At 62.4% G+C, this 25,631-nt stretch carries 20 protein-coding genes; 9 read left to right on the forward strand and 11 right to left on the reverse strand.

The genetic code is table 11. From position 1 onward, the window contains the following. Positions 1 to 20: 20 nt before the first annotated feature. Positions 21 to 194, reverse strand: a complete 174-nt coding sequence (locus AB8A50_RS00870) for a hypothetical protein (protein ID WP_158005698.1) — start codon at positions 192 to 194, stop codon at positions 21 to 23. Between the two features lie 539 nt (positions 195 to 733). Between AB8A50_RS00870 and AB8A50_RS00875 the strand changes: the two genes are divergently transcribed. The 3 genes from AB8A50_RS00875 (at position 734) to ligA (ending at position 5,677) form a co-directional block, all read left to right on the forward strand. Then, on the forward strand, positions 734 to 1,630 hold the full coding sequence (locus tag AB8A50_RS00875) for an outer membrane protein assembly factor BamD (protein ID WP_439079895.1): 897 nt from the start codon (positions 734 to 736) through the stop codon (positions 1,628 to 1,630). Between the two features lie 13 nt (positions 1,631 to 1,643). Continuing rightward, on the forward strand, positions 1,644 to 3,317 hold the full coding sequence (recN, locus tag AB8A50_RS00880) for a DNA repair protein RecN (RefSeq protein ID WP_120289050.1): 1,674 nt from the start codon (positions 1,644 to 1,646) through the stop codon (positions 3,315 to 3,317). 203 nt (positions 3,318 to 3,520) lie between these two features. Continuing rightward, positions 3,521 to 5,677 (forward strand): NAD-dependent DNA ligase LigA, encoded by a 2,157-nt coding sequence (gene ligA, locus AB8A50_RS00885; protein ID WP_439076437.1) that lies wholly within the window; start codon positions 3,521 to 3,523, stop codon positions 5,675 to 5,677. Positions 5,678 to 6,628: 951 nt separating this feature from the next. On the opposite strand, the gene AB8A50_RS00890 is transcribed toward ligA, so the two are convergent. Both AB8A50_RS00890 and AB8A50_RS00895 read right to left on the reverse strand, forming a co-directional pair. Next, positions 6,629 to 7,852 (reverse strand): multidrug effflux MFS transporter, encoded by a 1,224-nt coding sequence (locus AB8A50_RS00890; protein ID WP_439079896.1) that lies wholly within the window; start codon positions 7,850 to 7,852, stop codon positions 6,629 to 6,631. 78 nt (positions 7,853 to 7,930) lie between these two features. Continuing rightward, entirely contained in the window at positions 7,931 to 9,769 is a 1,839-nt protein-coding gene (locus AB8A50_RS00895) for an aminopeptidase P family protein (RefSeq protein WP_439076438.1), read from the reverse strand. 189 nt (positions 9,770 to 9,958) lie between these two features. Here AB8A50_RS00895 and AB8A50_RS00900 point away from each other — a divergent pair, with 189 nt between their 5' ends. Beyond that, positions 9,959 to 10,174 (forward strand): hypothetical protein, encoded by a 216-nt coding sequence (locus tag AB8A50_RS00900; RefSeq protein ID WP_439057694.1) that lies wholly within the window; start codon positions 9,959 to 9,961, stop codon positions 10,172 to 10,174. A 71-nt stretch (positions 10,175 to 10,245) separates the two neighbouring features. Here the strand turns inward: AB8A50_RS00900 and AB8A50_RS00905 are convergent, their stop codons facing one another. After that, positions 10,246 to 11,136 carry a 50S ribosomal protein L11 methyltransferase gene (locus AB8A50_RS00905; RefSeq protein WP_439076439.1) on the reverse strand — a complete coding sequence of 297 codons (891 nt, stop codon included), beginning with the start codon at positions 11,134 to 11,136 and terminating at the stop codon, positions 10,246 to 10,248. A 203-nt stretch (positions 11,137 to 11,339) separates the two neighbouring features. Further along, positions 11,340 to 12,941 (reverse strand): phytoene desaturase family protein, encoded by a 1,602-nt coding sequence (locus AB8A50_RS00910; RefSeq protein WP_439076440.1) that lies wholly within the window; start codon positions 12,939 to 12,941, stop codon positions 11,340 to 11,342. A gap of 190 nt (positions 12,942 to 13,131) precedes the next feature. On the opposite strand from AB8A50_RS00910, the gene AB8A50_RS00915 reads away from it, so the two are divergent. Next, positions 13,132 to 15,405: a spermidine synthase gene (locus AB8A50_RS00915; RefSeq protein ID WP_439076441.1), complete on the forward strand. Its 2,274-nt coding sequence runs from the start codon at positions 13,132 to 13,134 to the stop codon at positions 15,403 to 15,405. Between the two features lie 60 nt (positions 15,406 to 15,465). Here the strand turns inward: AB8A50_RS00915 and AB8A50_RS00920 are convergent, their stop codons facing one another. Beyond that, a complete protein-coding gene (locus tag AB8A50_RS00920) occupies positions 15,466 to 16,254 on the reverse strand; it encodes a L,D-transpeptidase (RefSeq protein WP_439076442.1) in 789 nt (262 codons plus the stop codon). Positions 16,255 to 16,532: 278 nt separating this feature from the next. Between AB8A50_RS00920 and AB8A50_RS00925 the strand changes: the two genes are divergently transcribed. Next, positions 16,533 to 16,859 (forward strand): hypothetical protein, encoded by a 327-nt coding sequence (locus tag AB8A50_RS00925; protein ID WP_089268246.1) that lies wholly within the window; start codon positions 16,533 to 16,535, stop codon positions 16,857 to 16,859. A gap of 64 nt (positions 16,860 to 16,923) precedes the next feature. Here AB8A50_RS00925 and AB8A50_RS00930 read toward each other — a convergent pair whose 3' ends face one another. The 4 genes from AB8A50_RS00930 to AB8A50_RS00945 form a co-directional block, all read right to left on the reverse strand. Beyond that, the gene (locus AB8A50_RS00930; protein ID WP_068734061.1) at positions 16,924 to 17,685 is read right to left on the reverse strand and encodes an ABC transporter permease; all 762 of its coding nucleotides are present in this window, start codon (positions 17,683 to 17,685) and stop codon (positions 16,924 to 16,926) included. A 1-nt stretch (position 17,686) separates the two neighbouring features. Beyond that, positions 17,687 to 18,607, reverse strand: a complete 921-nt coding sequence (locus tag AB8A50_RS00935) for an ABC transporter ATP-binding protein (protein WP_309946610.1) — start codon at positions 18,605 to 18,607, stop codon at positions 17,687 to 17,689. Positions 18,608 to 18,761: 154 nt separating this feature from the next. Next, complete coding sequence (locus AB8A50_RS00940; protein ID WP_089268248.1) at positions 18,762 to 19,043, reverse strand: type II toxin-antitoxin system HicB family antitoxin; 282 nt, start codon at positions 19,041 to 19,043, stop codon at positions 18,762 to 18,764. A 2-nt stretch (positions 19,044 to 19,045) separates the two neighbouring features. After that, positions 19,046 to 21,514 (reverse strand): ATP-dependent helicase, encoded by a 2,469-nt coding sequence (locus tag AB8A50_RS00945; protein WP_439076443.1) that lies wholly within the window; start codon positions 21,512 to 21,514, stop codon positions 19,046 to 19,048. A 270-nt stretch (positions 21,515 to 21,784) separates the two neighbouring features. Between AB8A50_RS00945 and AB8A50_RS00950 the strand changes: the two genes are divergently transcribed. Continuing rightward, positions 21,785 to 21,958 carry a DUF1328 domain-containing protein gene (locus AB8A50_RS00950; RefSeq protein ID WP_092151113.1) on the forward strand — a complete coding sequence of 58 codons (174 nt, stop codon included), beginning with the start codon at positions 21,785 to 21,787 and terminating at the stop codon, positions 21,956 to 21,958. A gap of 3 nt (positions 21,959 to 21,961) precedes the next feature. Here AB8A50_RS00950 and AB8A50_RS00955 read toward each other — a convergent pair whose 3' ends face one another. Next, positions 21,962 to 22,468: a thioesterase family protein gene (locus AB8A50_RS00955; RefSeq protein ID WP_439076444.1), complete on the reverse strand. Its 507-nt coding sequence runs from the start codon at positions 22,466 to 22,468 to the stop codon at positions 21,962 to 21,964. An 81-nt stretch (positions 22,469 to 22,549) separates the two neighbouring features. Here AB8A50_RS00955 and AB8A50_RS00960 point away from each other — a divergent pair, with 81 nt between their 5' ends. Continuing rightward, a complete protein-coding gene (locus AB8A50_RS00960) occupies positions 22,550 to 23,965 on the forward strand; it encodes an FAD-binding oxidoreductase (protein WP_439076445.1) in 1,416 nt (471 codons plus the stop codon). Between the two features lie 194 nt (positions 23,966 to 24,159). Continuing rightward, positions 24,160 to 25,476, forward strand: a complete 1,317-nt coding sequence (locus AB8A50_RS00965) for an MFS transporter (RefSeq protein WP_439076446.1) — start codon at positions 24,160 to 24,162, stop codon at positions 25,474 to 25,476. The last annotated feature ends 155 nt before the right edge of the window (positions 25,477 to 25,631 follow it).

The raw sequence follows: 25,631 nt of genomic DNA on the forward strand, positions 1-25,631 counted from the left end.
TATTCTGAGTATCCGTCGTCTTAAGCCGGTCGCTTCGAATCGTTGAGCTTCGGTGGTTTATAGTTGCGCGGCTGTTCTGCCGTGATGGTCGGATATTTGTGGGTGATCCGTCGATAGCTCAGCCAAGCCGTTACAGAAACGGCGGCCGCGAATAACACGGGAGCCGCGTAGGGTAGAATTTCAAGGCTGTTCATCAAGCCCTCCCAAGACTAGCTGTCCGAGCAAATGTAAGCCGACGCAAAGCGCTCCGCAAAGGAGAATGAGGCCCCACAATCCATCAGCGTTTTGCACCTGGGGTCCGAAGTGAAAATATCGCGACAGGATAGGAACCACGACACCCGTGCCGCCCAGCGTTACCGATGCGGCATTGCACCAATTCGCGATCAGCTTGATGGTTTCGTTTTTGACCACTCATGGGAACAGGTGCCTGTGGGTGTTCTCCCAGAGGTAAAATAGATCATGAACTACCCGTTTGGCGAGAGTTCAGGTGTTTGCCGTTATTGCTGGAGCGAATGTCATTTGTTGCCGGGACATGCCCGGTAACCATAACCGCCTGTATCTCCACATCCTTCGCCTTAATCCGGGCGAAATGGCTCCGTATCCGGTTGGTTAACGGATGTCATTCGGGTAGATAGAGCACGCGGTCAAGCGAAGCTGCGGGCGCGTATCCGGTTGGTCCGTGATTGTGCGCGTACCGCGCAGACACCGCATGAAGGCGTCAGGTCTCAGATATATGTCGGCACAGCGCATTACGCTCGAATCCAGCGATTCACTGCTCACCCGTTTCGGCCGCCAGGCGCGGTTCGCCGCGGGTCTCATCGTGCTGGCCGTGCCGCTGAGCGGCTGCGGCACCGGCGCGATCTGGGACAAGTTCGGCACCAAGGACGACACTTTCGTCGAGGAGCCCGCCGACAAGCTCTACAATGAGGGCTTGTACCTCATGAACAACAACAAGGATCCCAAGGCCGCCGCGAAGAAATTCGAGGAAGTCGATCGTCAGCATCCGTATTCGGAATGGGCGCGCAAGTCGCTGCTGATGTCGGCCTATGCGGCCTACGAATCCGCCGACTACGACACCTGCATCGGCTCGGCCACGCGCTATGTGACGCTGCATCCCGGTAGCCCGGATGCGGCCTATGCGCAGTATCTGATCGCCGCCTCGCATTACGACCAGATCCCGGACATCTCGCGCGACCAAGGCCGCACCGAAAAGGCAATGGCTGCGCTCGAGGAAGTGGTCCGCAAATATCCGACCTCGGAATATGCGACCTCGGCCAAGAAGAAGCTGGAAGGCGCACGCGACCAGATTGCCGGCAAGGAAATGGAAATCGGCCGCTACAATCTCGACAAGCGCAACTACACCGGCGCCATCAACCGCTTCAAGACCGTCGTGACACAGTACCAGACCACGCGTCACGTCGAGGAGGCGCTGATGCGCCTGACCGAGGCCTATATGGCGATCGGCGTGGTCAACGAGGCGCAGACCGCTGCCGCCGTGCTTGGCCACAACTTTCCTGACAGCAAGTGGTACAAAGACGCCTACAATCTTGTAAAGTCCGGCGGTCTCGAGCCGAGCGAGAACAAGGGGTCTTACCTGAGCAAGGCCTTCAAGAGATTTGGCCTCGGTTAGGAACTGACCTCCCATGCTGGCCCGTCTGTCGATCCGTGACATCGTCCTGATCGAACGGCTCGATATCGAGTTTTCCCGCGGTCTTGCAGTGCTGACCGGTGAAACCGGCGCCGGCAAATCCATTCTTCTCGATGCGTTTGCGCTGGCGCTCGGCGGCCGCGGCGATGCCGGGCTCGTGCGCCACGGCGTCGAGCAGGGCCAGGTCACGGCCGTGTTCGATCTCGCCAAGGGCCATCCGGCGCTGGCGATTCTCAAGGACAACGGCTTCGACGACGATTCCGGCGAGATGATTCTGCGCCGCGTGCAGCTCGCCGACGGCCGCACCCGTGCCTTCATCAACGATCAGGCGATCTCCGTGCAGACCATGAAGGCGGTCGGCGCCGCTTTGGTCGAGATCCACGGCCAGCACGACGAGCGCGCCCTGGTAGATGCCGCCACGCATCGCCGGCTGCTTGATGCTTTCGCCGGGCTGGAGAAGGACGTCACCGCGCTGGAGACGCTCTGGGAGGCCCGCAAGTCCGCTTATGCGGCCCTTGAAAGCCATCGCGCCAATATGGAGCGTGCCGCGCGCGATGCCGATTATCTGCGCCACGCCGCCGATGAGCTGAAGAAGCTCAACCCGAAGGACGGCGAGGAGAGCAAGCTTGCGGAGCGCCGCACCGGCATGATGCAGGGCGAGAAGATCGCGGCCGACCTGCGCGAGGCGCAGGAGGCCGTGTCCGGCCATCATTCGCCGATCTCGTCGCTGGCCGCCGCCGTGCGCCGGCTGGAGCGCCGCGCCGGTTCATCGCCGTCGCTGGTCGAGCCCGCGGTGAAGGCGATCGACGTCGCCATCAACGCGCTGGAAGAAGCCGACCAGCATCTTGCCGCCGCGCTCATCGCCGCCGATTTCGATCCTGCGGAACTCGAGCGTATCGAGGAACGGCTGTTCGCGCTGCGCGGCGCCGCGCGGAAATATTCGACACCGGTCGACGGGCTCGCCGCGCTGGCCGCAAAATATTTTGCCGATGTCGCCACCATCGATGCTGGCGCCGGCCAGCTCAAGGGGCTGGAGACCGCGGCCTCTGACGCCGACAAGAAATACGCCGCCGCAGCGGCAAAACTTTCCGCGGCGCGCATCAAGTCCGCCGAGAAGCTCAACAAGGCCGTCATCGCCGAACTCGGTCCGCTCAAGCTCGAACGTGCCAAGTTCATCACCCAAGTCGACAGCGATGCGGCGACGCCGGGTCCGCACGGCATCGACCGCGTCGAATTCTGGGTTCAGACCAATCCCGGCACCCGCCCCGGCCCGATGATGAAGGTCGCCTCCGGCGGCGAACTCTCGCGCTTCCTGCTGGCGCTGAAGGTGGTGCTCTCCGACAAGGGTTCCGCACCGACTTTGGTGTTCGACGAAATCGACACCGGTGTCGGCGGCGCGGTGGCCGACGCCATCGGCGCGCGCCTGGCGCGGCTCGCCGGCAAGGTCCAGGTGATGGCCGTCACCCACGCCCCGCAGGTGGCGGCGAGGGCCGACCAGCATCTGCTGATCTCCAAGGACGCCCTCGACAAGGGCAAGCGCGTGGCGACGCGCGTCAACACGCTGGCGGAGGATCACCGCCGCGAGGAAATCGCGCGGATGCTCGCGGGTGCGGAGATCACCGCCGAAGCGCGGGCCGCAGCGGAGCGGCTGCTCAAGGGCGCGGCGTAAAAACGCGCGAAGTTGGGCCTCACACTGTCATTCCGGGGCGCTCGCCTCTTGGCGAGCGAACCCGGAACCGCGACGTGCACCTTGTTTCACCATTGTACTCCGTCATGCCCGGCCTTGTGCCGGGCATCCACGTCTTTACAACAGCGCTTCAAGGCGTGGATGGCCGGGACAAGCCCGGCCATGACGAACATCGGTGACCGCGTATGGCAAAACCCGCAAAAACTCCCCCCGACATCTCCACGCTCACGAAGCCCAAAGCGAAGATCGAGCTGATGCGGCTGTCGCTGGAGATGGAAGCGCACAACAAGCGCTACTATCAGGACGACGCACCGACGGTGTCGGATGCGGACTACGACGCGCTGCGTCGCCGGGTCGAGGCGATCGAGGCGAAGTTTCCCGATCTCGTCACCGGGGCGTCGCCGACACAGACGGTCGGCGCAGCGCCCGCGCGCGGCTTCACCAAGGTGCAGCATGTGGTGCCGATGCTGTCGCTGGGCAATGCGTTCAGCGATGAGGAAGTGACCGAATTCGTGGAGCGCATCCAGCGCTTCCTCAAGCTCGATGAAATCCCGGCCATCGTCGCCGAGCCGAAGATCGACGGTCTGTCGCTGTCGCTGCGCTACGAGAACGGTGAGTTGATCCGCGCCGCCACGCGGGGCGACGGTTTTACGGGCGAGGACGTCACCGCCAATGTTCGCACCATCAAGGACATTCCAACGACGCTGAAAGGCAAGCACATCCCTGCCGCCTGCGAGCTGCGCGGCGAGGTCTACATGCTCAAGAGCGACTTCCTCGCGCTCAACAAGAAGCAGGAAGAGGCCGGCGACACTGTGTTCGCAAATCCGCGCAACTCGGCAGCGGGCTCATTGCGCCAGAAGGACGTGGCGATCACTGCGTCACGTCCATTGAAATTCTTCGCCTATGCCTGGGGCGAGATGTCGGACTATCCGATGGCGGAGCCCACCCAGCACGCCATGATCGCGTGGCTGGGCAAGGTCGGTTTCACCGTCAATCCCGAGATCACCTCGTGCAAGAGCGTTGATGACGCGCTGGCCTTCTATCGCCGTATCGGCGAGATCAGGGCCAAGCTCGGTTATGACATCGACGGCGTCGTCTACAAGGTCGACCGCATCGACTGGCAGGCGCGATTGGGTTTTGCCGGCCGCGCGCCGCGCTGGGCGATCGCGCATAAATTCGCGGCCGAGCAGGCGACCACGGTGCTGGAGAAGATCGACATCCAGGTCGGCCGCACCGGCGCGCTGACGCCGGTGGCGCGGCTGACGCCGATTACGGTCGGCGGCGTCGTGGTGTCGAATGCGACGCTGCATAATGCCGACTATATCGCGGGCATCGGCAATGACGGCCAGCCGCTGCGCGACGGCGTCGATATCCGCGAAGGCGACACTGTCATCGTGCAACGCGCCGGCGACGTCATCCCGCAGGTCGTCAATGTCGTCCTCGACAAGCGCCCGAAGAGCGCAAAGCCATATGAATTTCCCACCAAGTGTCTGGTCTGCGGCAGCCATGCCATCCGCGAGAATGACGAAGTCGTCACGCGTTGCACCGGCGCGCTGGTATGTCCGGCGCAGGCGGTCGAGAAGCTCAAGCATTTCGTCTCGCGCCTCGCCTTCGACATCGACGGGCTCGGCGACAAGCAGATCCAGGAATTCTACGACGAGGGCATCATCCTGCATCCCGTCGATATTTTCACGCTGGCCAAACGCGACGAGCGCAACACCAAGAAGCTGCGAGACCGTGAAGGTTACGGCGAGACCTCGGTGCGCAACCTGTTTGCGGCGATCGACGATCGCCGCAAGATCGAGCTCAATCGCCTGATCTTCGCCCTCGGCATCCGCCACATCGGCGAAGGCAACGCCAAGCTGCTGGCGCGACACTATGGATCATTCGTAGCGTTCCGCGAAGCGATGCTGGCGGCGGCTGCGGGGCAGGGCAGCGAGGAGAACACGTCTGAAGCCTATGCCGATCTCAACGCCATCGACGGCGTCGGTGAAATCGTCGCGGACGCGGTCGTCGAGTTCTTCGCCGAGAAACGTAATGTGAAAGCGCTCGACGAGCTGCTGAGCGAGATAGAGGTGCTCGATGTCGCACAGGCCAAGACCGATACGCCGGTGGCCGGCAAGACGGTGGTGTTCACGGGCTCGCTTGAGAAAATGACGCGCGATGAAGCAAAAGATTCGGCGGAGCGCCTTGGTGCGAAGGTTACGGGATCTGTGTCGAAAAATACTCACTACGTGATCGCCGGTGAGGACGCCCTCACGACCTCCAAGATTACCAAGGCGCGCGATCTCGGCGTCACGGTGCTCACGGAAGACCAGTGGCTGGCGCTGATCGGGGGGTGACGGCGGTTGGCCGCTATTGCGGGGCGCTCATCTCTCCACTGTCATTCCGGGGCGCGCGTCGCGGGCGAAGCCGGCAGAGCGCGAACCCGGAATCCCCGAGTGTTTTGCGCTGTCTGGGGATTCCCATGCTGAGATTCCGGGTTCGCGTCCGGCAAGAGCCGCCCGCGCCCCGGAATGACGAGCGAGGGGCGGCAAGACAGCACCCAAACATTTTTTCCTATCCGGCGTTGACAATATCCTTATAAGGATTATTATCCCCTCCCCCGTCCTGCCCCACCGAGAGGGGCGATCGCGATCGTCACGTTCGCGGGGTGGGATGCGGTGGACGCCGGAGATGCGGCGTCACGCGGTTCATGGGGGAACGTCTGTCTTCGGGCAGGACGGATCTGCGCCAGCACTGCCACTGGCAAGGAGACGGCCGACCTTCGGATGGAAAGACTCCCTGGACAGTGTGACGGACGACCAAATCGAAACGCGTTCGGCCAAGTGCTTTGCGGCTACCCTGTCCCTCCGCCCTGGGACATTAATTTTGGTGATGGGACCGTTCGCCATGGCAGATGTGCAGGCAACCGAAAAAACACCGCATGCGGAACGCCGGGCACTTGCTCGGCGCCTCCGAAAGTCCTGATGCACTCTAAATTGCGGAAGACCGCATTCGCATCAGGCCCAAGGGTGCAACGGGCACCCGGCGTTCCGCACGCCCTCTCACAAGAGGGTGGGAATGCAAAGGACGACGGCGCCCCCGCGCCGCAAACAATGGGGGTGATGACGCATGTCTGAAGGGTAGTGGCTGTTTGACAGTTGAATCAGGAGAGACGTGGCGCTCCGTGGCCACGACATACTCAGTCGTCATGCGCGGGCTTGTCCCGCCTATCCACGCCTTGGCGACATCCACAGCAAGGCGTAGATGGCCGGAACAAGTCCGGCCATGACGTCGAGAGAAAAGCGCTCCTACAACAATCCCGTCTCTTCGCCTTCGGCCTTCTCGATCATCTCTTCCGTCACCACCACCTTGCGGCGGGGGACCAGAAAGATCATCGCGGCGGCGCAGCCGCAGGACAGTACGACGAGCGCGATGTTGAGCGGCACCGGCGTTGCGAAATGGCCGCCGAGCCAGGCGCCGAATTGCGAGCACAGCGAGCCCAGGCCCATCTGCAGGAAGCCCATCATGCCGGATGCCGTGCCCGCGGCCTGCGGACGAATGCTGAGCGCACCCGCGGCGCCGTTCGACATCACGAAGGCATTGCCGAACATCACGATCATATGGGTGAGGAACAGCCAGGCCGGATTCTGGTTCAGGCCGGTGAGACCCCAGACCACGTTGAGCATGGCGCCGCCGAATTGCAGCGCGAGGCCGAACCAGATCAGTTGTTCGATGGTCCGGCGCGGCGCGAAGCGCACGCAACACAGATTGCCGACGAGGTAAGCGAGGCCGGACGTCGCGAACCATGCGCCATATTCGGCCGAGGTACGGCCCATCTGCGTGACAACGACATAAGGGCCGCCGCCGGCGAAGGTGAAGATGATCCAGGATGCCACGACGTAACAGAGGAGATAGCCGATAAACGTGCGGCTGCGCAGCAGGACGCGGGAGTCGGCGATGAAGCCGCCACCGGCCGCGTCGCTGGTAGCGCGCCGTCTTGTCTCCGGCAGAAAAAATGCGATGGCCAGTGTGACGACCAGCGAGGAGGCGGTGACCACATAGAAGATCGCGCGCCAGCCGAAGCCGGTTTCCAACAGACCGCCGGCCAGCGGGCTCAGCATCTGCGCGATCATCATCACGGCGATGACGAGACTGATCATCGCGCCGACGCGTTCGCGCGGATAGAGATCCCTGATGATGGCGCGGCTCATCACCATGCCTGTTGCGCCGCCGAGCGCCTGAAAGAACCGTGCGGCGATCAGTTGCGGCAGCGAGATGGCGAAGCTTGAGCCGATGCCGGCGATCACCATCAGGCCGAGACCGGCAAGCAGCACAGGCCTTCGGCCGAACTTGTCGGACAGCGGTCCCATGATCAGCTGCGAGAAGGCGAGGCCGACCATGTAGAGCGACACGGTCATCTGCGCGATGGAGATATCGGCTTCGAAGGTGCGCGCGAGTTCGGGCAGCGCCGGCACCAGCATATAGAGCGAGATCGGCGCGATGCCGGTCATCACCACGAGCAACAGCAGCATCACCCGCGATTTGGAGAGGTCGACGGCGTCGACTTTTGGAAAAGGCGGGTTGTAATTCACGTGGTGGCTGTTCTCTCGCTATTGCGGCTGCGTCAGCGGTTCGGTCGCCGCTTCGAGCCAGACGCGCGTCGCTTCATCGTCGAGCAGCGGCATCACCTCGCGGCGAACGCGGGCGTGATAGTCGTTGATCCATTTCAGCTCGCGCTTGCTGATGCGATGCGTATTGATCAGCCGGCGGTCGATCGGCGCAAGTGTCAGCGTCTCGAATTCATTCATCGGCTGTTCGGCGCCCTCGATATGGGCTTCGACAACCAGTTCGAGATTCTCGATGCGAATGCCGAAGGCGTCGGTCTTGTAGTAGCCGGGCTCGTTGGAGAGGATCATGCCGCGCTTGAGCGGCGTGGTGCCGAGCTTGGAGATCCGTGCCGGACCTTCATGCACCGAGAGATAGCTGCCGACACCGTGGCCGGTGCCGTGGGCGAAATCGAGGCCGGCATGCCAGAGGAACTGCCGCGCCAGCGTATCGAGCTGCGCGCCGGTGGTGCCGTCGGGAAACGCGGCGCGTGCAATGGCGATATGACCGCGCAACACGCGGGTGAAGCGGTCGCGCATTTCGTCGGTGGGTTCGCCGATGGCGATGGTGCGGGTGACGTCGGTGGTGCCGTCTTCATATTGCGCGCCGGAATCGATCAGCAGCAGATCGCCGAGCGCGATACGGCGATTGGTCTTGCGGGTGACGCGGTAATGCACGATGGCGCCGTTCGGGCCGGTGCCGGCGATGGTGGGAAACGACACGTCCTTCAGCGCGCCGGTCTGGCGGCGGAAGGTCTCCAGCGCCTCGACGGTATCGATTTCAGTGAGCTTGCCCTTCGGCGCCTCGCGGTCGATCCAGGCGAGAAAGCGCGCCAGTGCCACAGCATCGTGGCGATGCGCGGTCTGCGTGCCCTTGATCTCGACGGGATTCTTCACCGCCTTGAGCAGCGCAACGGGATCGGCACCGCGCACGGGCTTGCCGCCCGCGCCTGTGATCAACCGGCTCAGTGCATCGGCCGCCGTCGCATTGTCGAGCGCAATGGACGCGCCGGAGGCAGCGAGCTCTGCGAGCGCCGATGTCAGCGCATCCGGCTCCTGCACATCGGCCGAGACTTCCAGATGGTTGCGCGTGCTGTTGGAGAGCTTGCGGCGGTCGATGAACACCTGCGGCCGGCCGGTCTTCGGAACCAGCGCATAGGACAGCGGCAGCGGTGTATGCGAGACATCGGCGCCGCGGACGTTGAAGGTCCAGGCCACCGCGTGGGAATCCGACAGCACCAGCGCATCGACGCGCAGGCGCTCCATCTCACCGCGGATCTGGGCAAGCTTGTCGGCTTCGGAAACGCCGGCATAGTTGAGCGGGTGAATCGATACCGCGCCGAGCGGCGGCGCCGGGCGCTCGGCCCACACCGAATCGAGCGGATTGCTGTCGACCGGGACGAGTTCGGCGCCGGCTTTGGCGCAGGCCGCTGCCAGCCTCTCGGCTGCCGCAGAAGTGTGCAGCCATGGATCAAATCCGAGGCGATCTTCGGGCTTCAGGTGATCGGCGAGCCAGGTCTCCGGCGGCGGCTCGACCAGCGACTGGATGCTCCACGCATTCACATCGACTTGTTTGGCGGCCTGCAGCGTATACCGGCCATCTACGAACACGGCGGCTTCCTGCAGCAGCACCACGGCCATGCCGGCCGATCCGGTGAAGCCGGTGAGCCAGGCGAGCCGCTCGTCGGAGGGCGGCACATATTCATTCTGCTGCTGATCGGCGCGGGGAATCACGAAGCCTGTTAGTTTCCGGCGCAGCAATTCCTCGCGAAATGCGGCCAGCCGCGCAGTCAGTGCCACGCCGCTTTCGGGCTCTTCGAACGTCTGGAAATGAGCTTCGAACATCGCGGGATCATCCTATGGGTGCGCTGTCAGGCCTGCAATCGAGGGGCAGGGTTGCGCAGATTTGGCACAAGTTATGCTTGAAATCTGATGGTTGTGTTCAACCGGATGGAACAACGTCCCCCGGCTTGTGTTGTCGGTGCGATGCTTGGCCATTCAGAGTGTCTCAACTCAACGAAGAGGGGATACACAATGCCTGCTTTTACGTTCGAGAAAATTTCGCCACCCCCCACGCTTGGCCATTCCCAGCCTACCCAGGTGCAGTCCACCCAAACTCCGCCCAGTCAGCCAAATCAACGTAGCGGTATCATCCAGATTCTGGGCCGTTTCGTCGAAGCCCGCGTGACGCGCGTCGAGCGGCTGGAAAATGCAGTGCTTCGTCGCCGTGACGTGCCGCCACCGAAGTAGCAAACCCAACCGTCAGCTTTGGCCAGATCGCCCGTCATTATTCCGGAGTTCGGAAAATGGCGAAAGGCGTGTCAGCCTGCGCGTTGCATCAACAGGCTGCTCCAGCCCTCAATGATCTGATGCTTGCGGAGCACAAGCCCGCGGGCGCGATACGCGGCGATCACGCTCATCGCCTGATGCGGCAACAGGCCGGACAGGATCACCATTCCATTGCGCGTGAGGTGCCGGCTCATATCGGTCGACATCGCCCGCAGAGGATTGGCGAGGATGTTCGCGAGGATCAGGTCGAACGGCGCGCGATCGCCGAAAGCCGGCGACGAGAAGCCCGTTGCGCAGACGGTATCGACGAGATTACCGACGCCGTTGAGCCGCATATTCTCGCGCGCCACCTTCACAGACATCGGGTCGATATCGGTCGCGAGCACGCGGCGTTTCGTGGCCTTCGCAGCAGCGATGGCCAGCACGCCCGTGCCGGTCCCCAGATCGAGCATCCGTTTCGGCGCCTTCGCGCGCAGCACATAATCGAGATAGATAAGGCAGCCGCGCGTGGTGCCGTGATGGCCGGTGCCGAAAGCGAGTGCGGCTTCGATCTCGATCCCGAGTTGATTGGGCCGTACTTGGTCCCGGTCATGCTGGCCATGGACGATGAAGCGGCCGGCGCGCACTGGCACCAGACCCTTGAGGCTCTCCTTGACCCAGTCCTTGGCCTCGATGCTGTCGAACACGATGCTCGCCGCCACGGTGTCATCCGAGGCAAGGCTGACGAGGTCGCGGATCGACGCCTCGTCCGGCGGGTCGGCGAAATGCACGGTGACGTCCCAGCGGCCCTCGGGGCTCTCGAATGCAGCAATCGCGGCCTGGCCTTCCTCAAAACTCTCGGTGAGGAGATCGACGATGCGCTTGGCGCTGAATTCGTCGCCGACGGCGAAGGTGGCGCGGCTGGTTCCTTGGGGCGTGGTCATCGCGGGTCCGGGTGGCGTCGTGAACAGGGTCTGCACAGCTTAGGCGCGCTTGGTACAGGGTTTATACCGGCGGGGATACAGGGGCGATACAGTGGCGATGCACAGGGTTATAAGCTGATTATACCGCTGTACTCCCGAGCTTCCGCACAGGCTTGTTCAGGACCCATCCACTGTCTATGCACAGGCTTATCCACAGGATCTCCTCAGCCGAACAGCGCCCGGTGGTCCCTGAGGATCGCCTTGGCCGCATTGTGGCCAGGCGCGCCCGTCACGCCGCCGCCGGGATGTGCACCGGAGCCGCAGTGATAGAGCCCCTTCAGCGGCCCGCGATAATCCGCATGGCCGAGCATCGGCCGCGCCGAGAACAGCTGGTTCAGGCTGAGCGCGCCGTGAAAGATGTCGCCGCCGAGCAGGCCGAAGTCGCGCTCCAGATCGAGCGGCGAGAGTACCTGCCGGCCGATCACGCTGGAGGCAAAGCCGGGTGCGTAGTCGTCCACCGTCTTGATCATCAGGTCCGCGACCTCGTTACGATGGTCATCCCATGATGCGCCGTTGGGGAGTGTCGGTGCAACATGCTGGCAAAAGAGACTGGCGACGTGCTGGCCCGGTGGGCTGAGGCTGTCATCAAGAGTGGAGGGGATCAGTACTTCGACAATCGGCTGGCGGCTCCAGCCGTGCTGCTTCGCATCGAGCCAGGCGCGATCCATGTAGGCGAGACTTGGCGCGATGATAATGCCGGCCGAGAGATGGTCGCCGTTGCCAGGCAGTGCGGTGAATGAGGGCAGCGTGCTCAGCGCAACATTCATGCGGAACGTGCCGGAGCCGTTGCGCCAGTTGCGGATGCGATCGAGGAACGGCTTAGGCAGCGCATCCGCCGGCATCAGCCGTGTATAGAGCAGCTTCGGATTGACGTTGGAGGCGACATATTTCGCGCGGATACTCTCGCCATTGTCGAGGATGACGCCGACGACCTTGTCGTTCTCCACGAGCACTTCGCGCACGCCGTTGTCGAGTTCGATCTGCACGCCGTGCGAGCGTGCCGCGGCGGCCATGGCCTGCGTGATCGCGCCCATGCCGCCGATGGCGTGACCCCAGACGCCCTTCTTGCCGTTCACTTCGCCGAAGGCGTGATGCAGCATCACATAGGCCGAACCGGCGGCATAGGGGCTCGCATAATTGCCGACCACGGCATCGAAGCCGAACAATGCCTTGACCAGATCGTGTTCGAACACATCGTCGAGCATCTCGCCGGCGGAGCAGGTGAACAGATCGAGCAATACGCGCTGCTGTTCGATGGTCAGTGCGTTGAGAATCTTCGCGGTGCCGAGCGCATTGATGGCTTCGCTGATCGCGCCGAGACCGAAACCTTGCACGACGTTCGGCGGTGAACGCAGCACGAAATCCCTGAGCACATCGGCGATGACTTCGAGCTCATGCGAGAACGCGCCAATCCGCTCGGCATCGCGCGCGTTGAGCTTGGCAACCGACTGTTGCGTGCGGCCTTCGCCTGTGAGGAGATAGCTGCCGTCCGGCGCGGGAATGAAATTCTGCGCCTTGCGTTCGACGATCCGCAGGCCGTATTCGGCGAGCTTCAGATCAGAGGCGATCTGCGGGTTGAGCAGGCTGACAGTGTAGGCCGCGACCGAATTGCGGAAGCCGGGGTGAAACTCCTGCGTCACCGCGGCGCCGCCAACCACCGAACGTCGTTCGACCACCTTCACGCGCAACCCGCTCATGGCGAGATAGGCCGCGCAAGTGAGGCCGTTATGGCCGGCGCCGATGATCAAAACGTCGGTGTCTGACATGTCCGCTTCAACAAAGCCTGCTAGGGGCCCTCTTTATCGAAGAGGCGCGCGCGCGGCACAAGGCCGCCCGTCACGATTGTGGTTCCATAGTTAGCGCGCATTGCCCGAAACGGTGCCATATGCTCCATTCCCGCCCGCCGGTCACCGGCCGGATTCTCGCTTTTCTGCCGCGCAATATGCTGGAGCCTTCATGAGTTCGTCGCAGCCCGTCGCCGCCCCAAACTCGGCCTCCCGCAATCGGCTCCTTCTGGTGGTTTACACCGCGGCGATCTTCACCAGCGCGCTGTTGTTGTTCTCGGTGCAGCCCCTGTTCACCAAGATGGTGCTGCCGCGGCTTGGCGGTTCGCCGGCGGTGTGGTCGGTGGCGATGGTGTTCTTCCAGTCGCTGCTGCTCGGCGGCTACGCCTATGCCCATTACCTGATGCAATTGCGAAGCCGGCTGGTCCCGATCGTCATTCATCTTCTGTTGCTGGTTGTTGCGCTGCTGACGCTGCCGCTGTCCATCGCGTCGGGCTGGGGCACGCCGCCGGAAAGTGGCTATGCGTTCTGGCTGCTCGGCCTGTTCGCGGTGTCGATCGGTCTGCCGTTCTTCGCGCTCGCTGCGAACAATCCGCTGCTGCAGGCCTGGTTCGTGCGCACGGGCCATCCCAATGGCCACGATCCGTATTTTCTCTATGCGTCGTCGAATATCGGGAGCTTTCTCGCTCTGCTGACCTATCCGGTGCTGCTGGAGCCGATGTTTTCGCTGCGCACGCAGAACCTGATCTGGACGTCCGGCTATGGCCTACTGATCCTGCTGATCGCCGGCTGCGGCGTGTTGCTGCTGAAGTCGCCGCCGGTTGCCGTCGCTGCACCGGGGGCTGATGCCATCGACGCGCCGGCGCCGAGCTGGGCGCTGCGTGCACGCTGGATCTTCCTCGCGGCTGTCCCATCCGGCCTGCTGATCGCGGTCACCGCGCATATCTCGACGGACGTCGCTGCGGCGCCGCTGCTCTGGGTGCTGCCGCTGTCGCTTTATCTGCTGACCTGGGTGCTGGTGTTCCAGTCGCGTCCGCTGCTGCCGCACTCATGGGTCCTGATGTTGCAGCCTCTCGCGATTGCCGGCGTGGTTGTCCTGCTCGCAGTTGGCGGCGAACAGAATCTGCTGCTGACCCTCGGTGGTCATCTGTTGTGCTTCTTCATTATTGCCATGGCGTGCCATGGTGAATTGGCCCGGCAGCGTCCGGCAGCCCGCTATCTCACGGGCTACTACGTCGCACTCTCATTCGGCGGCATGGTGGGTGGTCTGTTTGCTGGCCTGATCGCGCCATTCACATTTTCATGGATCGCGGAATACCCGATCCTGATCGCATTTGCCGTGCTGTGCAGGCCGTCTTTGCCGGAGCGGTATTCCGGCTGGGCGCGCTGGTACTGGATCGCGCTCGTGGTTGCCGCAATCGCATTGATCGTGCCGAGCTACACAACCGGCAAGCTGTTCACGTGGATCGATACCCAACGTGTCTATGTCGTCAGCACCGTTGCCGTTGTCGGCATAATCGCGGCGATCCTGCGGGCTGACCGGCTCAAGCTCCTGGCGATCACTGTCCTCGCTCTGGCGCTGTTCCGTTTCTACCCGGCCGACGATGGCCGGGTCGAAACCGTGCGTAGTTTCTTCGGCGTGCACAAGATCGTGGTGACGCCGAACAACCAGTATCACGTGCTGATGCATGGCACGACGATCCATGGCGCCGAGAAATATCTCAATGACGATGGCACGCCGGTGACCGGCCGGCCGGAGCCGATCTCCTATTATTACAAGGACGGCGGCATCGGGCAGGCGATCACTGCGGTGCGTGCGCGCAAGGGTGCGCCACTGCGCGTGGCGGTGATCGGACTTGGTTCGGGGTCACTGACCTGTGCATCAGCGCCGGGCGAGGACTGGAAATTCTTCGAGATCGACCAGTCGATGGTCGATACAGCCAGGGATCCGAAATATTTCAGCTACATCCAGAAGTGCGAACCCGACGTCAAGCCGGTGATCGGCGATGCGCGGCTCACTTTCGCGAAAGAGCCTGACGGCGTCTACGATCTCATCATCGTCGATGCCTATTCGTCGGACGCGATCCCGATCCATCTGGCGACCGAGGAAGCGATGGAGATTTACAAGGAAAAGCTCGCCCCGCAGGGCGCCGTCGTCATGCATGTGTCGAACCGGCATCTCGAACTCGCCAGCGTCGTGGTCGGCATCGCCGATGCCAATGACATGAAGAGCTGGGTGTATTCGGAGGATTCCGGCCGCGACAACGAATATATCTTCTCGACCAACGTGGTCATCTCGGCCCATGACGCCGCCGATGTCGGCTCCATCGCGACGTCATCGCAATGGGCCCTGACCGAGGCGAACGACGATCAGCGAGTCTGGACCGACGACTATTCCAACGTGCTCGGCGCCGTGTGGCGCCGGCTGCGGGACGGGGACAACTAAAGCGTTTTCAAGCGAGGCGGACGCCGGTTCGCGTCAGGAAAACGCGTCACACGTGTTCGCTCAGTAGTCGCCGAAGAAGCCGCGTGGCTGATACGGCCGCGGCGCATAGGCCTGCGGTGGAGACTGCCGGCTATAATAGCCGCGGTTGGCGTAATACTGCTGGGTCTCGGCTTCCGTCATGCGGCGATAGCCGGGAGGGGCCGGATAACGCTGACCGTCATTGCCATCGGCCGGATAGATATAACGATCGTCATCCGCCGGCTGCACCTGACGCGCGACGCGGCGGTTCGGTGCCACGGCCTGCGGAGTGAGATCCACCGGATTGCCGGCGGCGTCATAGGACGGTGAGGCGGGTGCGATATCGCGGCGGGCTATGGCAGACGGCTTCGCCGGGCGCGGATTGCGGGCGAGGGCGACCTGCGAGGAGCCGGTCAGCGTGACGGTGGTGTTGAGCACTCCGTCAGCCTTGACCATGGCGAACAAGGTCGCGGCGTTCTCGCGCGACAGCCGCACGCAGCCATGGGAGGCTGGCGAGCCGAGGCGGTTCACGGAATCGGTGCCGTGGATGGCGTGGCCCTTCTTGGTGAAGAAGATGGCATGGGGCATTGGCGCGTCGTCGAATTCCTTGGAGAAGTGATCCTCCTCCATGCGGAATGTCTGAAAGCTGCCATTCGGGGTCTCGTAGGACGGAATGCCTGACGAGACCGGCCAGCGATATTTCTCGACGCCGTCCTGAACGACGGTCAGCTGCTGGGCGTCCTTGTCGACGGTAATGGCAATCTTGGCCTGCGCAGTGCTGGTGGCGGCGAAAACAGCGAGACCCGCAAGGGTCATATAAAACGAACGCATCTTACCTTGGCCTCCGGGCCGTAACCTGTTGTACCGCCTACCGTCCCGCCTCCAATATGCATATGGGGCGGCCCGGGTGCCAGTGACAGTTTCGTGCATCCTTAATGTTGGGCTAGGCGGCACCAAGGCGGCGACCGGGCCGAAAGAGGGCTCGGCCCGACCCGAGGATGCGCGATAGGAAGCTTCTCAGGAAGGCAGATGGAACCGGTTCCTAGGTCGTGCGTTGCCCTCCCACAATCGCAAGCGGCGAATTCTCGCCGCTCAGAGGGAAGCTCCAGATGACCGTTAAGACCGCTGTGTTGCCGATCAGTTCATCGATGAAGACCCGCCTGGCGTTCGCCGCGGGCGTGCTGGCTCTGGTCGCCATGCCGCATTTTGCGCAGGCGCAGGGCGTATTCCGGGGTGGTGAGCAGGGGGCCAACCAAGGTTACCGTGACGGCAATCGCGCCGCGGGACCGGTCGGCGGTGTGGTCGGCGGCGCAGTTGGCCTTGGCGTCGGCGCGGCCGTGGGCGGCGTCAAGGGCGTGCTCGGTATTCCCGAGGGTCGACGGACACAGTGCCGCGGCTATTACAACCGCCATGGCAAATTCCGCTGCTATCGCTAAGCGGATATTGATTTGAAATGAAAATGGCCCGGTTCAAACCGGGCCATTTTTGTTATCAGCGATTTCAGTTTTTCAGTTTGTAGCCGGTCTTGAAAATCCACCAGACGACGAACATGCAAATCACCAGGAACATGCAGGTGACGCCGATGCTCCAGCCGACGCTGACGTCGGAGATCTCGTAGAAGCTCCAGCGGAAGCCGCTGATCAGATACACGACCGGATTGAGCAGCGTGACGGTCCGCCAACCCGACGGCAGCATGCTGACGGAGTAGAAGCTACCGCCCAGGAAGGTCAGTGGCGTCACCACCAGCAGCGGGATCGCCTGCAGTTTCTCGAAACCGTCAGCCCAGATGCCGATGATGAAGCCGAACAGGCTGAACGTCACTGCCGTCAGCACCAGGAAGGTCAGCATCCACCACGGATGCAGGATGTGCAGCGGCACGAACAGTCCGGCGGTGGCCAGAATGATCAGGCCCAGCAGGATCGACTTGGTCGCAGCAGCACCGACATAGCCGAGCACGACTTCGACGTAAGACACCGGCGCCGACAGCAATTCATAGATCGTACCGGTGAATTTGGGGAAGTAGATGCCGAACGAGGCGTTGGAAATGCTCTGCGTGAGTACCGACAGCATCACGAGACCAGGCACGATGAAGGTGCCGTAGCTGACGCCCTCGATGGAGGTGATGCGCGAGCCGATCGCGGCGCCAAACACCACGAAATACAGCGAGGTGGAAATCACCGGCGAAACGATGCTCTGCAGCACGGTGCGCCAGGTGCGCGCCATTTCGAACAGATAGATGGCGCGGACAGCTCTGAAGTTCATGTTACTTCCTCACCAGGCTGACGAAGATGTCTTCGAGCGAGCTCTGTGTGGTGTCGAGATCGGAGAAGCGGATGCCGGATTCGCGGAGATCGCCGAGCAGGCTGGTGATCCCGGTGCGCTCGCTCTTGGTGTCGTAGCTGTAGATCAACTGATGGCCGTCCGCTGCCAGTTCGAGGTTGTAGTGAGTCAGGCTGGCTGGAATCTCCGTAACCTTGCCTTGCAGATACAGCTTGAGCTGCTTCTTGCCGAGCTGCTCCATCAGCTTGGTCTTTTCCTCGATCAGGATGATCTCGCCTTTGTTGATGACGCCGATGCGGTCGGCCATCTCCTCGGCTTCTTCAATGTAATGCGTGGTGAGGATGACCGTGACGCCGGCAGCGCGCAGCGTGCGCACGACTTCCCACATGCCCTTGCGCAATTCGACGTCGACGCCGGCGGTGGGCTCGTCGAGGAACAGGATTTGCGGCTCGTGCGACAGCGCCTTGGCGATCATCACGCGGCGCTTCATGCCGCCGGACAGCGTGATGATCTTGTTGTCCTTCTTGTCCCACAGCGAGAGGTCTTTCAGGATTTTTTCGATCAGCGCCGGGTTCTTCGGTTTGCCGAACAGGCCGCGGCTGAAACTGACCGTGGCCCAAACCGATTCGAAGGCGTCGGTGTGCAGTTCCTGCGGCACCAGCCCGATCAGCGACCGCGCGGCGCGATAGTCCCGGGCGATGTCGTGACCATCGACCATGACCTTGCCGGAGGTGGCATTGGCGATGCCACAGATGATGCTGATCATCGTCGTCTTGCCAGCGCCGTTCGGCCCCAGCAGCGCGAAGATCTCGCCGCGGTTGATGTCGAGGTCGATACCCTTCAGGGCCGTAAAGCCCGAGGCATAGCTCTTGGTCAGATTGGAAACGGAAATGATGGGAGACATCGGCGATATGATCGTTCGAAAAGGGGAAGGCAGAGGACCGGGCGGTCATACCGGGACGCACGAACGGCACAGCCGAAACGGCTTTGTCGGGCGCGGGGTGCGTACATAGGAATGAAGATGCGCCGGCGCAATCGCGGAACAGGCGATTTTAGGGCTATTCTGCGGCTTCGTAGTCGATCTCGACAATCGTGCCACCGTCGGCCGCATCGGCAAATGCAGGGTCGCTGGTTAATTGCTCGATGGTGCGCGGCGTCGGAAGGCCGCTCGAGCCGTCCGGATTGCGCCAGTCTCCGGCCGCGTATTCGAGCGTTTCCTCGGCTTCCTCGATGGCTTCATCGAGGGTGTCACCGGCGGTCACGATGCCGGGCAGGTCGGGAAAGGAAACGTTGAAGGTGCCGCTGGCGTCCTTCTGAATGAGCGCAATATAGACCGGCATTGTCAGACACGTTCCACGAAACTGTCGACAACCTTCTTCTCCCCCGCCTTCTCGAAGACGATGGTGAGCTTGTTGCCGTCGATCTTGGTCACATTGCCGTAGCCGAACTTCTGGTGGAAGACGCGATCCTGCAGCGTGAAGTCGGACTCCGTGCCGGTGGACTTCGCGATCAACTCGCCCTCGATAGTCATCGGCCGCTTGTTTCGCGATGAAGAAGAGCCGCCGAAAGGCGACTGGCCTTCGCTGAAGCCGCTGCCGCCCTGTCCACCGCCGCGCGAGCGGTTGGCCTGCGCGCGCTGCCAGCCCGGTGTCGAATAGCTCGATCCGAACGATTCCACGTTGTCGAAGCGTGATGCGCCGTAGCCGCCTGCGCCGCCCCAGCCCGAACCGCCCTTTGATTCCGTGATCTCGACATTGGCCGCCGGCAATTCATCGAGGAAACGCGACGGCATCGTCGTGTTCCAGGTGCCGTGAATGCGCCGGTTGGTGGCGAAATAGAGTTTGGCGCGTCGGCGTGCGCGGGTGATGCCGACATGGGCGAGGCGACGCTCTTCCTCGAGCCCGGCGCGGCCCTGATCGTCGAGTGCCCGCTGATGCGGGAACAGGCCTTCTTCCCAGCCCGGTAGAAAGACGTTGTCGAATTCAAGCCCCTTGGCCGAATGCAGCGTCATCACCGACACGGCATCCTCGTCTGCACCGCCCTCGCGGTCCATCACCAGCGAGATGTGTTCGAGGAAACCCTGCAGGTTCTCGAACTCCTCCATCGAGCGCACGAGTTCCTTGAGGTTTTCAAGGCGGCCAGCGGCGTCGGCGGAGCGATCCTTCTGCCACATATCGGTGTAGCCACTCTCGTCGAGCACGACTTCGGCGAGTTCGGTATGCGGCATCACTTCGCTTTGCTTGCGCCAGCGTTCGAAGCTCATCATCAGGTCGCGCAGGCTGCCGCGCGCCTTCGGCTTCATCTCGTCAGTCTCGACAACCTGACGTGCAGCCTCCGACAGCGGAATGCGACGCCGGCGGGCATGATCGTGCAGCATCTGCACCGTGGCATCGCCGAGGCCGCGCTTGGGCACATTGACGATGCGCTCGAAGGCGAGATCGTCGGCCGGCGAATTGATCACGCGCAGATAGGCCAGTGCGTCGCGGATTTCGGCACGCTCATAGAAGCGTGGACCGCCAATCACGCGATAGGGCAGGCCGAGCGTGACGAAGCGGTCTTCAAACTCGCGCATCTGGAACGAGGCGCGGACGAGGATGGCGATGTCGTTGAGCTTGTTACCCTCGCGCTGCAACTGCTCGATTTCTTCGCCGATGGCGCGGGCTTCTTCCTCGGAATCCCACGAGCCGGTGACGGTGACCTTCTCGCCATCGACATCTTCGGTACGCAGCGTCTTGCCGAGACGTCCCTCGTTGTGCGCGATCAGATGCGAGGCCGCGGCAAGGATATGGCCGGTCGAGCGGTAGTTGCGCTCCAGCCGCACGACCTTGGCGCCGGGAAAATCATGTTCGAAGCGCAGGATGTTGTCGACCTCGGCGCCGCGCCAGCCATAGATCGACTGGTCGTCGTCGCCGACGCAACAGATGTTTTTGAGCGGCACGGCCGGTTTGCTGTCTGCCGATGGCGCGTCCGCTTCCGGCAGCAAGCGCTGACCGGGCGCCTGCGACAGCAGCCGCAGCCACAGATACTGCGCGACGTTGGTGTCCTGATATTCGTCGACGAGAATATATTTGAAGCGCTGCTGATACTGCTTCAGCACGTCCGGATGTTCGCGGAACAGCCTGATACATTCCAGCAGGAGATCGCCGAAATCCGCGGCGTTGAGTGTCTTCAACCGATCCTGATAGGCGGCGTAGAGCTTGCCGCCCTTGCCATTGCCGAACACGGCGGCTTCGCCTGACGGCACCTGCGATGGCGTCAGTCCGCGGTTCTTCCAGCCGTCGATCAGGTTGGCCAGCATCCGCGCCGGCCAGCGCTTGTCGTCGATATTGTCAGCCTGCAGGAGCTGCTTCAGCAGTCTGATCTGGTCATCGGTGTCGAGCACCGTGAAGTTGGATTTCAGCTGCACCAGTTCGGCATGGGTGCGCAGGATGCGGCCACCGATCGAGTGGAAGGTGCCGAGCCACGGCATGCCTTCAACCGCTTGGCCGAGCATGATGCCGAGCCGGTGCTTCATCTCGCGCGCGGCCTTGTTGGTGAAGGTCACCGACAGGATTTCGGCGGGCCGCGCACGGCCCATGCTGAGGATGTGGGCGATCCGCGAGGTCAGAACCTTGGTCTTGCCGGTGCCGGCACCCGCGAGCACGAGGACAGGGCCGTCGAGCGTCTCGACGGCGTCGCGCTGCTCCGGATTGAGCCCGCTCAGATACTGTGCCGCTGGCGCCGCAGCAGCGCGCGCACGCGCACCAATGCCGCCCGCCGCCGGTTGGTAGGCAGGGAGATCGTTGGTGGGCATTTTGCGTGCGTCATTCATGCGAATCGTATTCCGCCCACGTTGGCACCGTGGGGCCTTAAAGGGGAGCCTTCTTAGCAGGATAGGAGGGCATATAGGAGCGAGAGGCTTCTGGCGACAGACTTATCCCCGCATGCGGCTCATCTGACGCCCGTTGGCACGCAGGAGCGCTCTCGTTTCAGTGATGTTGGCTGGTACGTGGGTCGGGAACTTTCGTTTTCGCTCCGGCTTGTTTCAGCATCAAGCGCGACGGCGAATGCCGCGTCAAAAGCCAAAAACTGAGGTTGTGCCATGTTCAGCTGGGTTGTTACCTTCCTCGTTATCGCTCTTATTGCCGGCGTTCTCGGCTTCGGCGGTATCGCCGGCGCCTCCATCGAAATCGCCAAGGCGATCTTCTTCATCGCCCTCGTCCTGTTCCTGATTTCGGCCGTTGTGGGCCTCGTCCGCGGCCGCACGCGCGTCTGACGGTTATTTCTTCGAGGGCATCCCGATCGATCGGCCGATGCCCTCGGGGCGATCTACGGATCGGTGCGCATTGGCCAGCGCCTGCACGCGGGCGCTGATATCAGGCGGAAACGGCGCAACCTTCCGGGCGGCCATGTCCATGTGGAGCGTCATGTTTTCCGACGTCGCCGACAGCCATCCATCGGTGGCGTGGCGCAACTCCTTGAAGGTGTGAATGCGCTTGTCGTCCGCAGCGACAACCAGGATCGACACCTGCGCGGGATCACCGAGATGGATTTCCCTGACATAGCGAACATGGCATTCGGCCGTGAAGGTCGAGTTGTGGCGCGCCCTCATATATTCGGGACCGATCCCGATCTTGAGCCAAAGGTCGTCGATCGCTCGGTCGAACAGCACGTTGTAATAGGCCATGTTGAGATGGCCATTATAGTCGATCCATTGCGGTTCGATCTGCATGACATGCGCCCGGAAAGGGACGGGTTGCAGCAGATCGTCGGTTGGCTCAGTCATCGGTAATTCCTGTCCCGCTCTCACGTCTCTTGACCCGTTATACAACCTTTGCCACGGTCCCGCCGCGTCGGAGGGACTACTGTGGCTAGCATTGCGAACAATTTGAAACGACCGGAGCCGAAGGCCTTGGCCACGACGCTTGAAGCGCTGACGGCGCGTTTTGGCAATCGACTGGTGACGTCGCAGGCGGTTCGCGAGCAGCATGGCCATACCACGACATGGCTTGCCAACCAGCCGCCGGATGGCGTCGTGTTCGCGCAGGAAACCGCGGATATCCAGGACGTGGTCCGGATTTGTGCAGCGAACAAAGTTCCGGTGATCGCATTCGGCACCGGCACGTCGCTGGAAGGTCAGGTCAATGCGCCGGCAGGTGGCATCTGCATCGACATGCGCGATATGAACAATATCCTCGAAGTGCACAGCGAAGACCTCGACTGCGTGATTCAGCCCGGCGTCACGCGCAAGGCGCTCAACGAAAATCTGCGCGATCAAGGCCTGTTCTTCCCGATCGATCCCGGTGCCGATGCGTCGCTTGGCGGCATGGCCTCGACCCGTGCCTCCGGCACCAACGCAGTGCGTTACGGGACGATGCGCGACAACGTGCTCGCGCTCAAGGTCGTGCGCGCCGATGGTGAGATCATCAAGACCGGCACCCGCGCGAAGAAATCCTCGGCGGGCTACGACCTGACGCATCTGTTTGTCGGTGCCGAGGGCACGCTGGGTATCATCAGCGAGCTGACCATCAAGCTGCGTGGCATTCCTGAAACCATGGCTGCCGCATCATGTTCGTTCGCCACGGTGGCAGGCGCTTGTCAGGCGACGATTCTTGCGATTCAGACTGGCATTCCCGTTGCTCGGATCGAGCTGCTGAACGAGGCGCAGGTGCGTGCCTGTAATTCCTATTCCAAGCTGACGCTTCCGGAAACGCCGCTGCTGCTGCTGGAATTTCATGGCAGCGAGGCCGAAGTGGCCGAGCAGTCGCGAAATTTTCACGAGATCGCACTGGAATGTGGCGGTGGCGATTTTTCCTGGACGACGAAGCCGGAGGATCGCACCAAGCTCTGGCAGGCCCGTCACGATGCCTACTGGTCGGTGAAGAGCATGCGGCCGGGCTCCGATGTCGCGGCCACCGACGTCTGCGTGCCGATTTCCAAACTCGCGGAATGTGTCGCTGCGACCGAAGAGGATCTCGCACGCCTCGGCCTGTTGGCGCCCATCGTCGGCCACGTCGGCGATGGCAACTTTCATTGCTCGATGGTCTGCGATCGCAACGATGCCAACGAGGTCGCCCGCGCGGAGGACTTCATGCACCGCCTCGCTCAACGAGCGCAGGCGATGGGGGGCACCTGCACAGGTGAACATGGCATCGGGCAAGGCAAGCAAAAGTATATGCAGGCCGAACTGGGCAGTGAGGCGCTCGACGCCATGCGGGCGCTCAAGAAGGCGCTTGATCCCGACAATATCTTCAATCCCGGGAAAATCCTGCCGCAGGCGTGACGCCAGATTGCCGCATCCGGTCAGGCCGAATGCGGGCAGGAAAATTCGGCAGCAGCGATAATGCTTAACTATTCTTAAAAAGTTTAAAGTTGTAGATATAATTATATACCAGCATGGATTGCGCTTTTCGGTTACGGAGGGTGCGATCAAAAAGCTTTGACGCAGAATGCGTCCAATAAAAAAGGCATCATCCGATGCGGCTACCGTTTTTCTATGGTTGGGTCATCGTCGCCGTCACGTTCGTTTCCATGGCCATCGGGGTCAATGCGCGGACATCGTTCTCGCTGTTCTTCCCGCCAATTCTCCAGGAGTTCGGCTGGGACCGTGGCGTCACCGCCGGTGCCTTTTCATTCGGCTTCCTGATTTCCGCGATCATGAGCCCGCTGATGGGCAGACTGATGGACCGCGGCGGCCCGCGAGCCGTCATGGAACTTGGCACCGTACTGATGGCTGCTGGCCTGTTGCTGGCACCGCTGACGACGCAGCCGTGGCATCTCTACCTGACCATCGGCGTTCTGGTCGGCGCAGGCAGCGTCTGCCTCGGCTATTCCGGACAATCGCTGTTTCTGCCGAACTGGTTCAGCCGCAAGCGCGGCCTCGCGGTCGGCCTCGCATTCGCCGGCGTCGGCATCGGTTCCGTAACGGTGCTGCCCTGGGTGCAGGTGATGATCGAGCAGACCGGCTGGCGCACCGCCTGCACCGCCGTGGGGCTCCTGGTGCTGGTCGTGCTCGTGCCGATCAATTTGTTGCTGCGCAAACGCCCGCAGGACATGGGGCTCTTGCCGGATGGCGATCCGGCACCGACGTCGTCGACGAAGCATATATCCAATGTGGTCGACCCGGTCTGGGCCAGTATCGACTGGACGCTGGCGCGCGCCGTGCGCACGACGCGGTTCTGGTGGCTCGCACTCGGCCTGTTCGGCGGGCTGTATGCCTGGTACGCGGTTCAGGTCCATCAAACCAAGTATCTGCTCGACATCGGCTTCACGCCGGGTGTCGCCGCCTGGGCGCTCGGTATGGTCAGTCTGTTCGGTGTGCCCGGCCAGATATTTCTGGGCCATTTGTCCGATCGCATCGGCCGCGAATGGATCTGGACCGTCAGCGGTGTTGGTTTCGCAATCTGCTTTGCGTCCCTGATTGCGCTGGAGTCCGTGCCGAGTCTGGCGCTCGTCTATGTCATGGTGATCTCGCAGGGCCTGCTGGGCTATGGCGTGACGTCCATCATGGGCGCAGTGGTTTCCGAGATTTTCCAGGGCGAGCATTTCGGCAGCATTTTCGGCACGCTCATGCTGGCCGCGTTGGCCGGCGGCGCCGCGGGTCCCTTGGTGACGGGTGTCCTGCACGACCACTTTGGCACCTATACGCCCGCATTTGCCCTTGGAATCGCAGTCAGCATCCTCGCGACCTTCGCGGTCTGGATGGCGTCGCCGGGCAAGGTAAGGGCGGTGGCCGGACGTTTGCACCGCGCCCATGGCGCCGCAAAACCGCTGGAGCAGGGTGCTTCGACTTGATCGAAGCCGGGCGATTTGCCGCAAGCGGATGGCGAGGGATGGCTGATCTGGCCATGTATTGCGTGCTGTGACTTCGCCACAGTTGGTTCTATAAATAGATGCGTTCCCGCGTATTTTTGCGTGGCCCTGCAACGTCTGTAAGGCGTATTGCCCAG

Source organism: Tardiphaga sp. 841_E9_N1_2 (assembly GCF_051811065.1).
In the GTDB taxonomy this organism is placed as follows: domain Bacteria; phylum Pseudomonadota; class Alphaproteobacteria; order Rhizobiales; family Xanthobacteraceae; genus Tardiphaga; species Tardiphaga robiniae.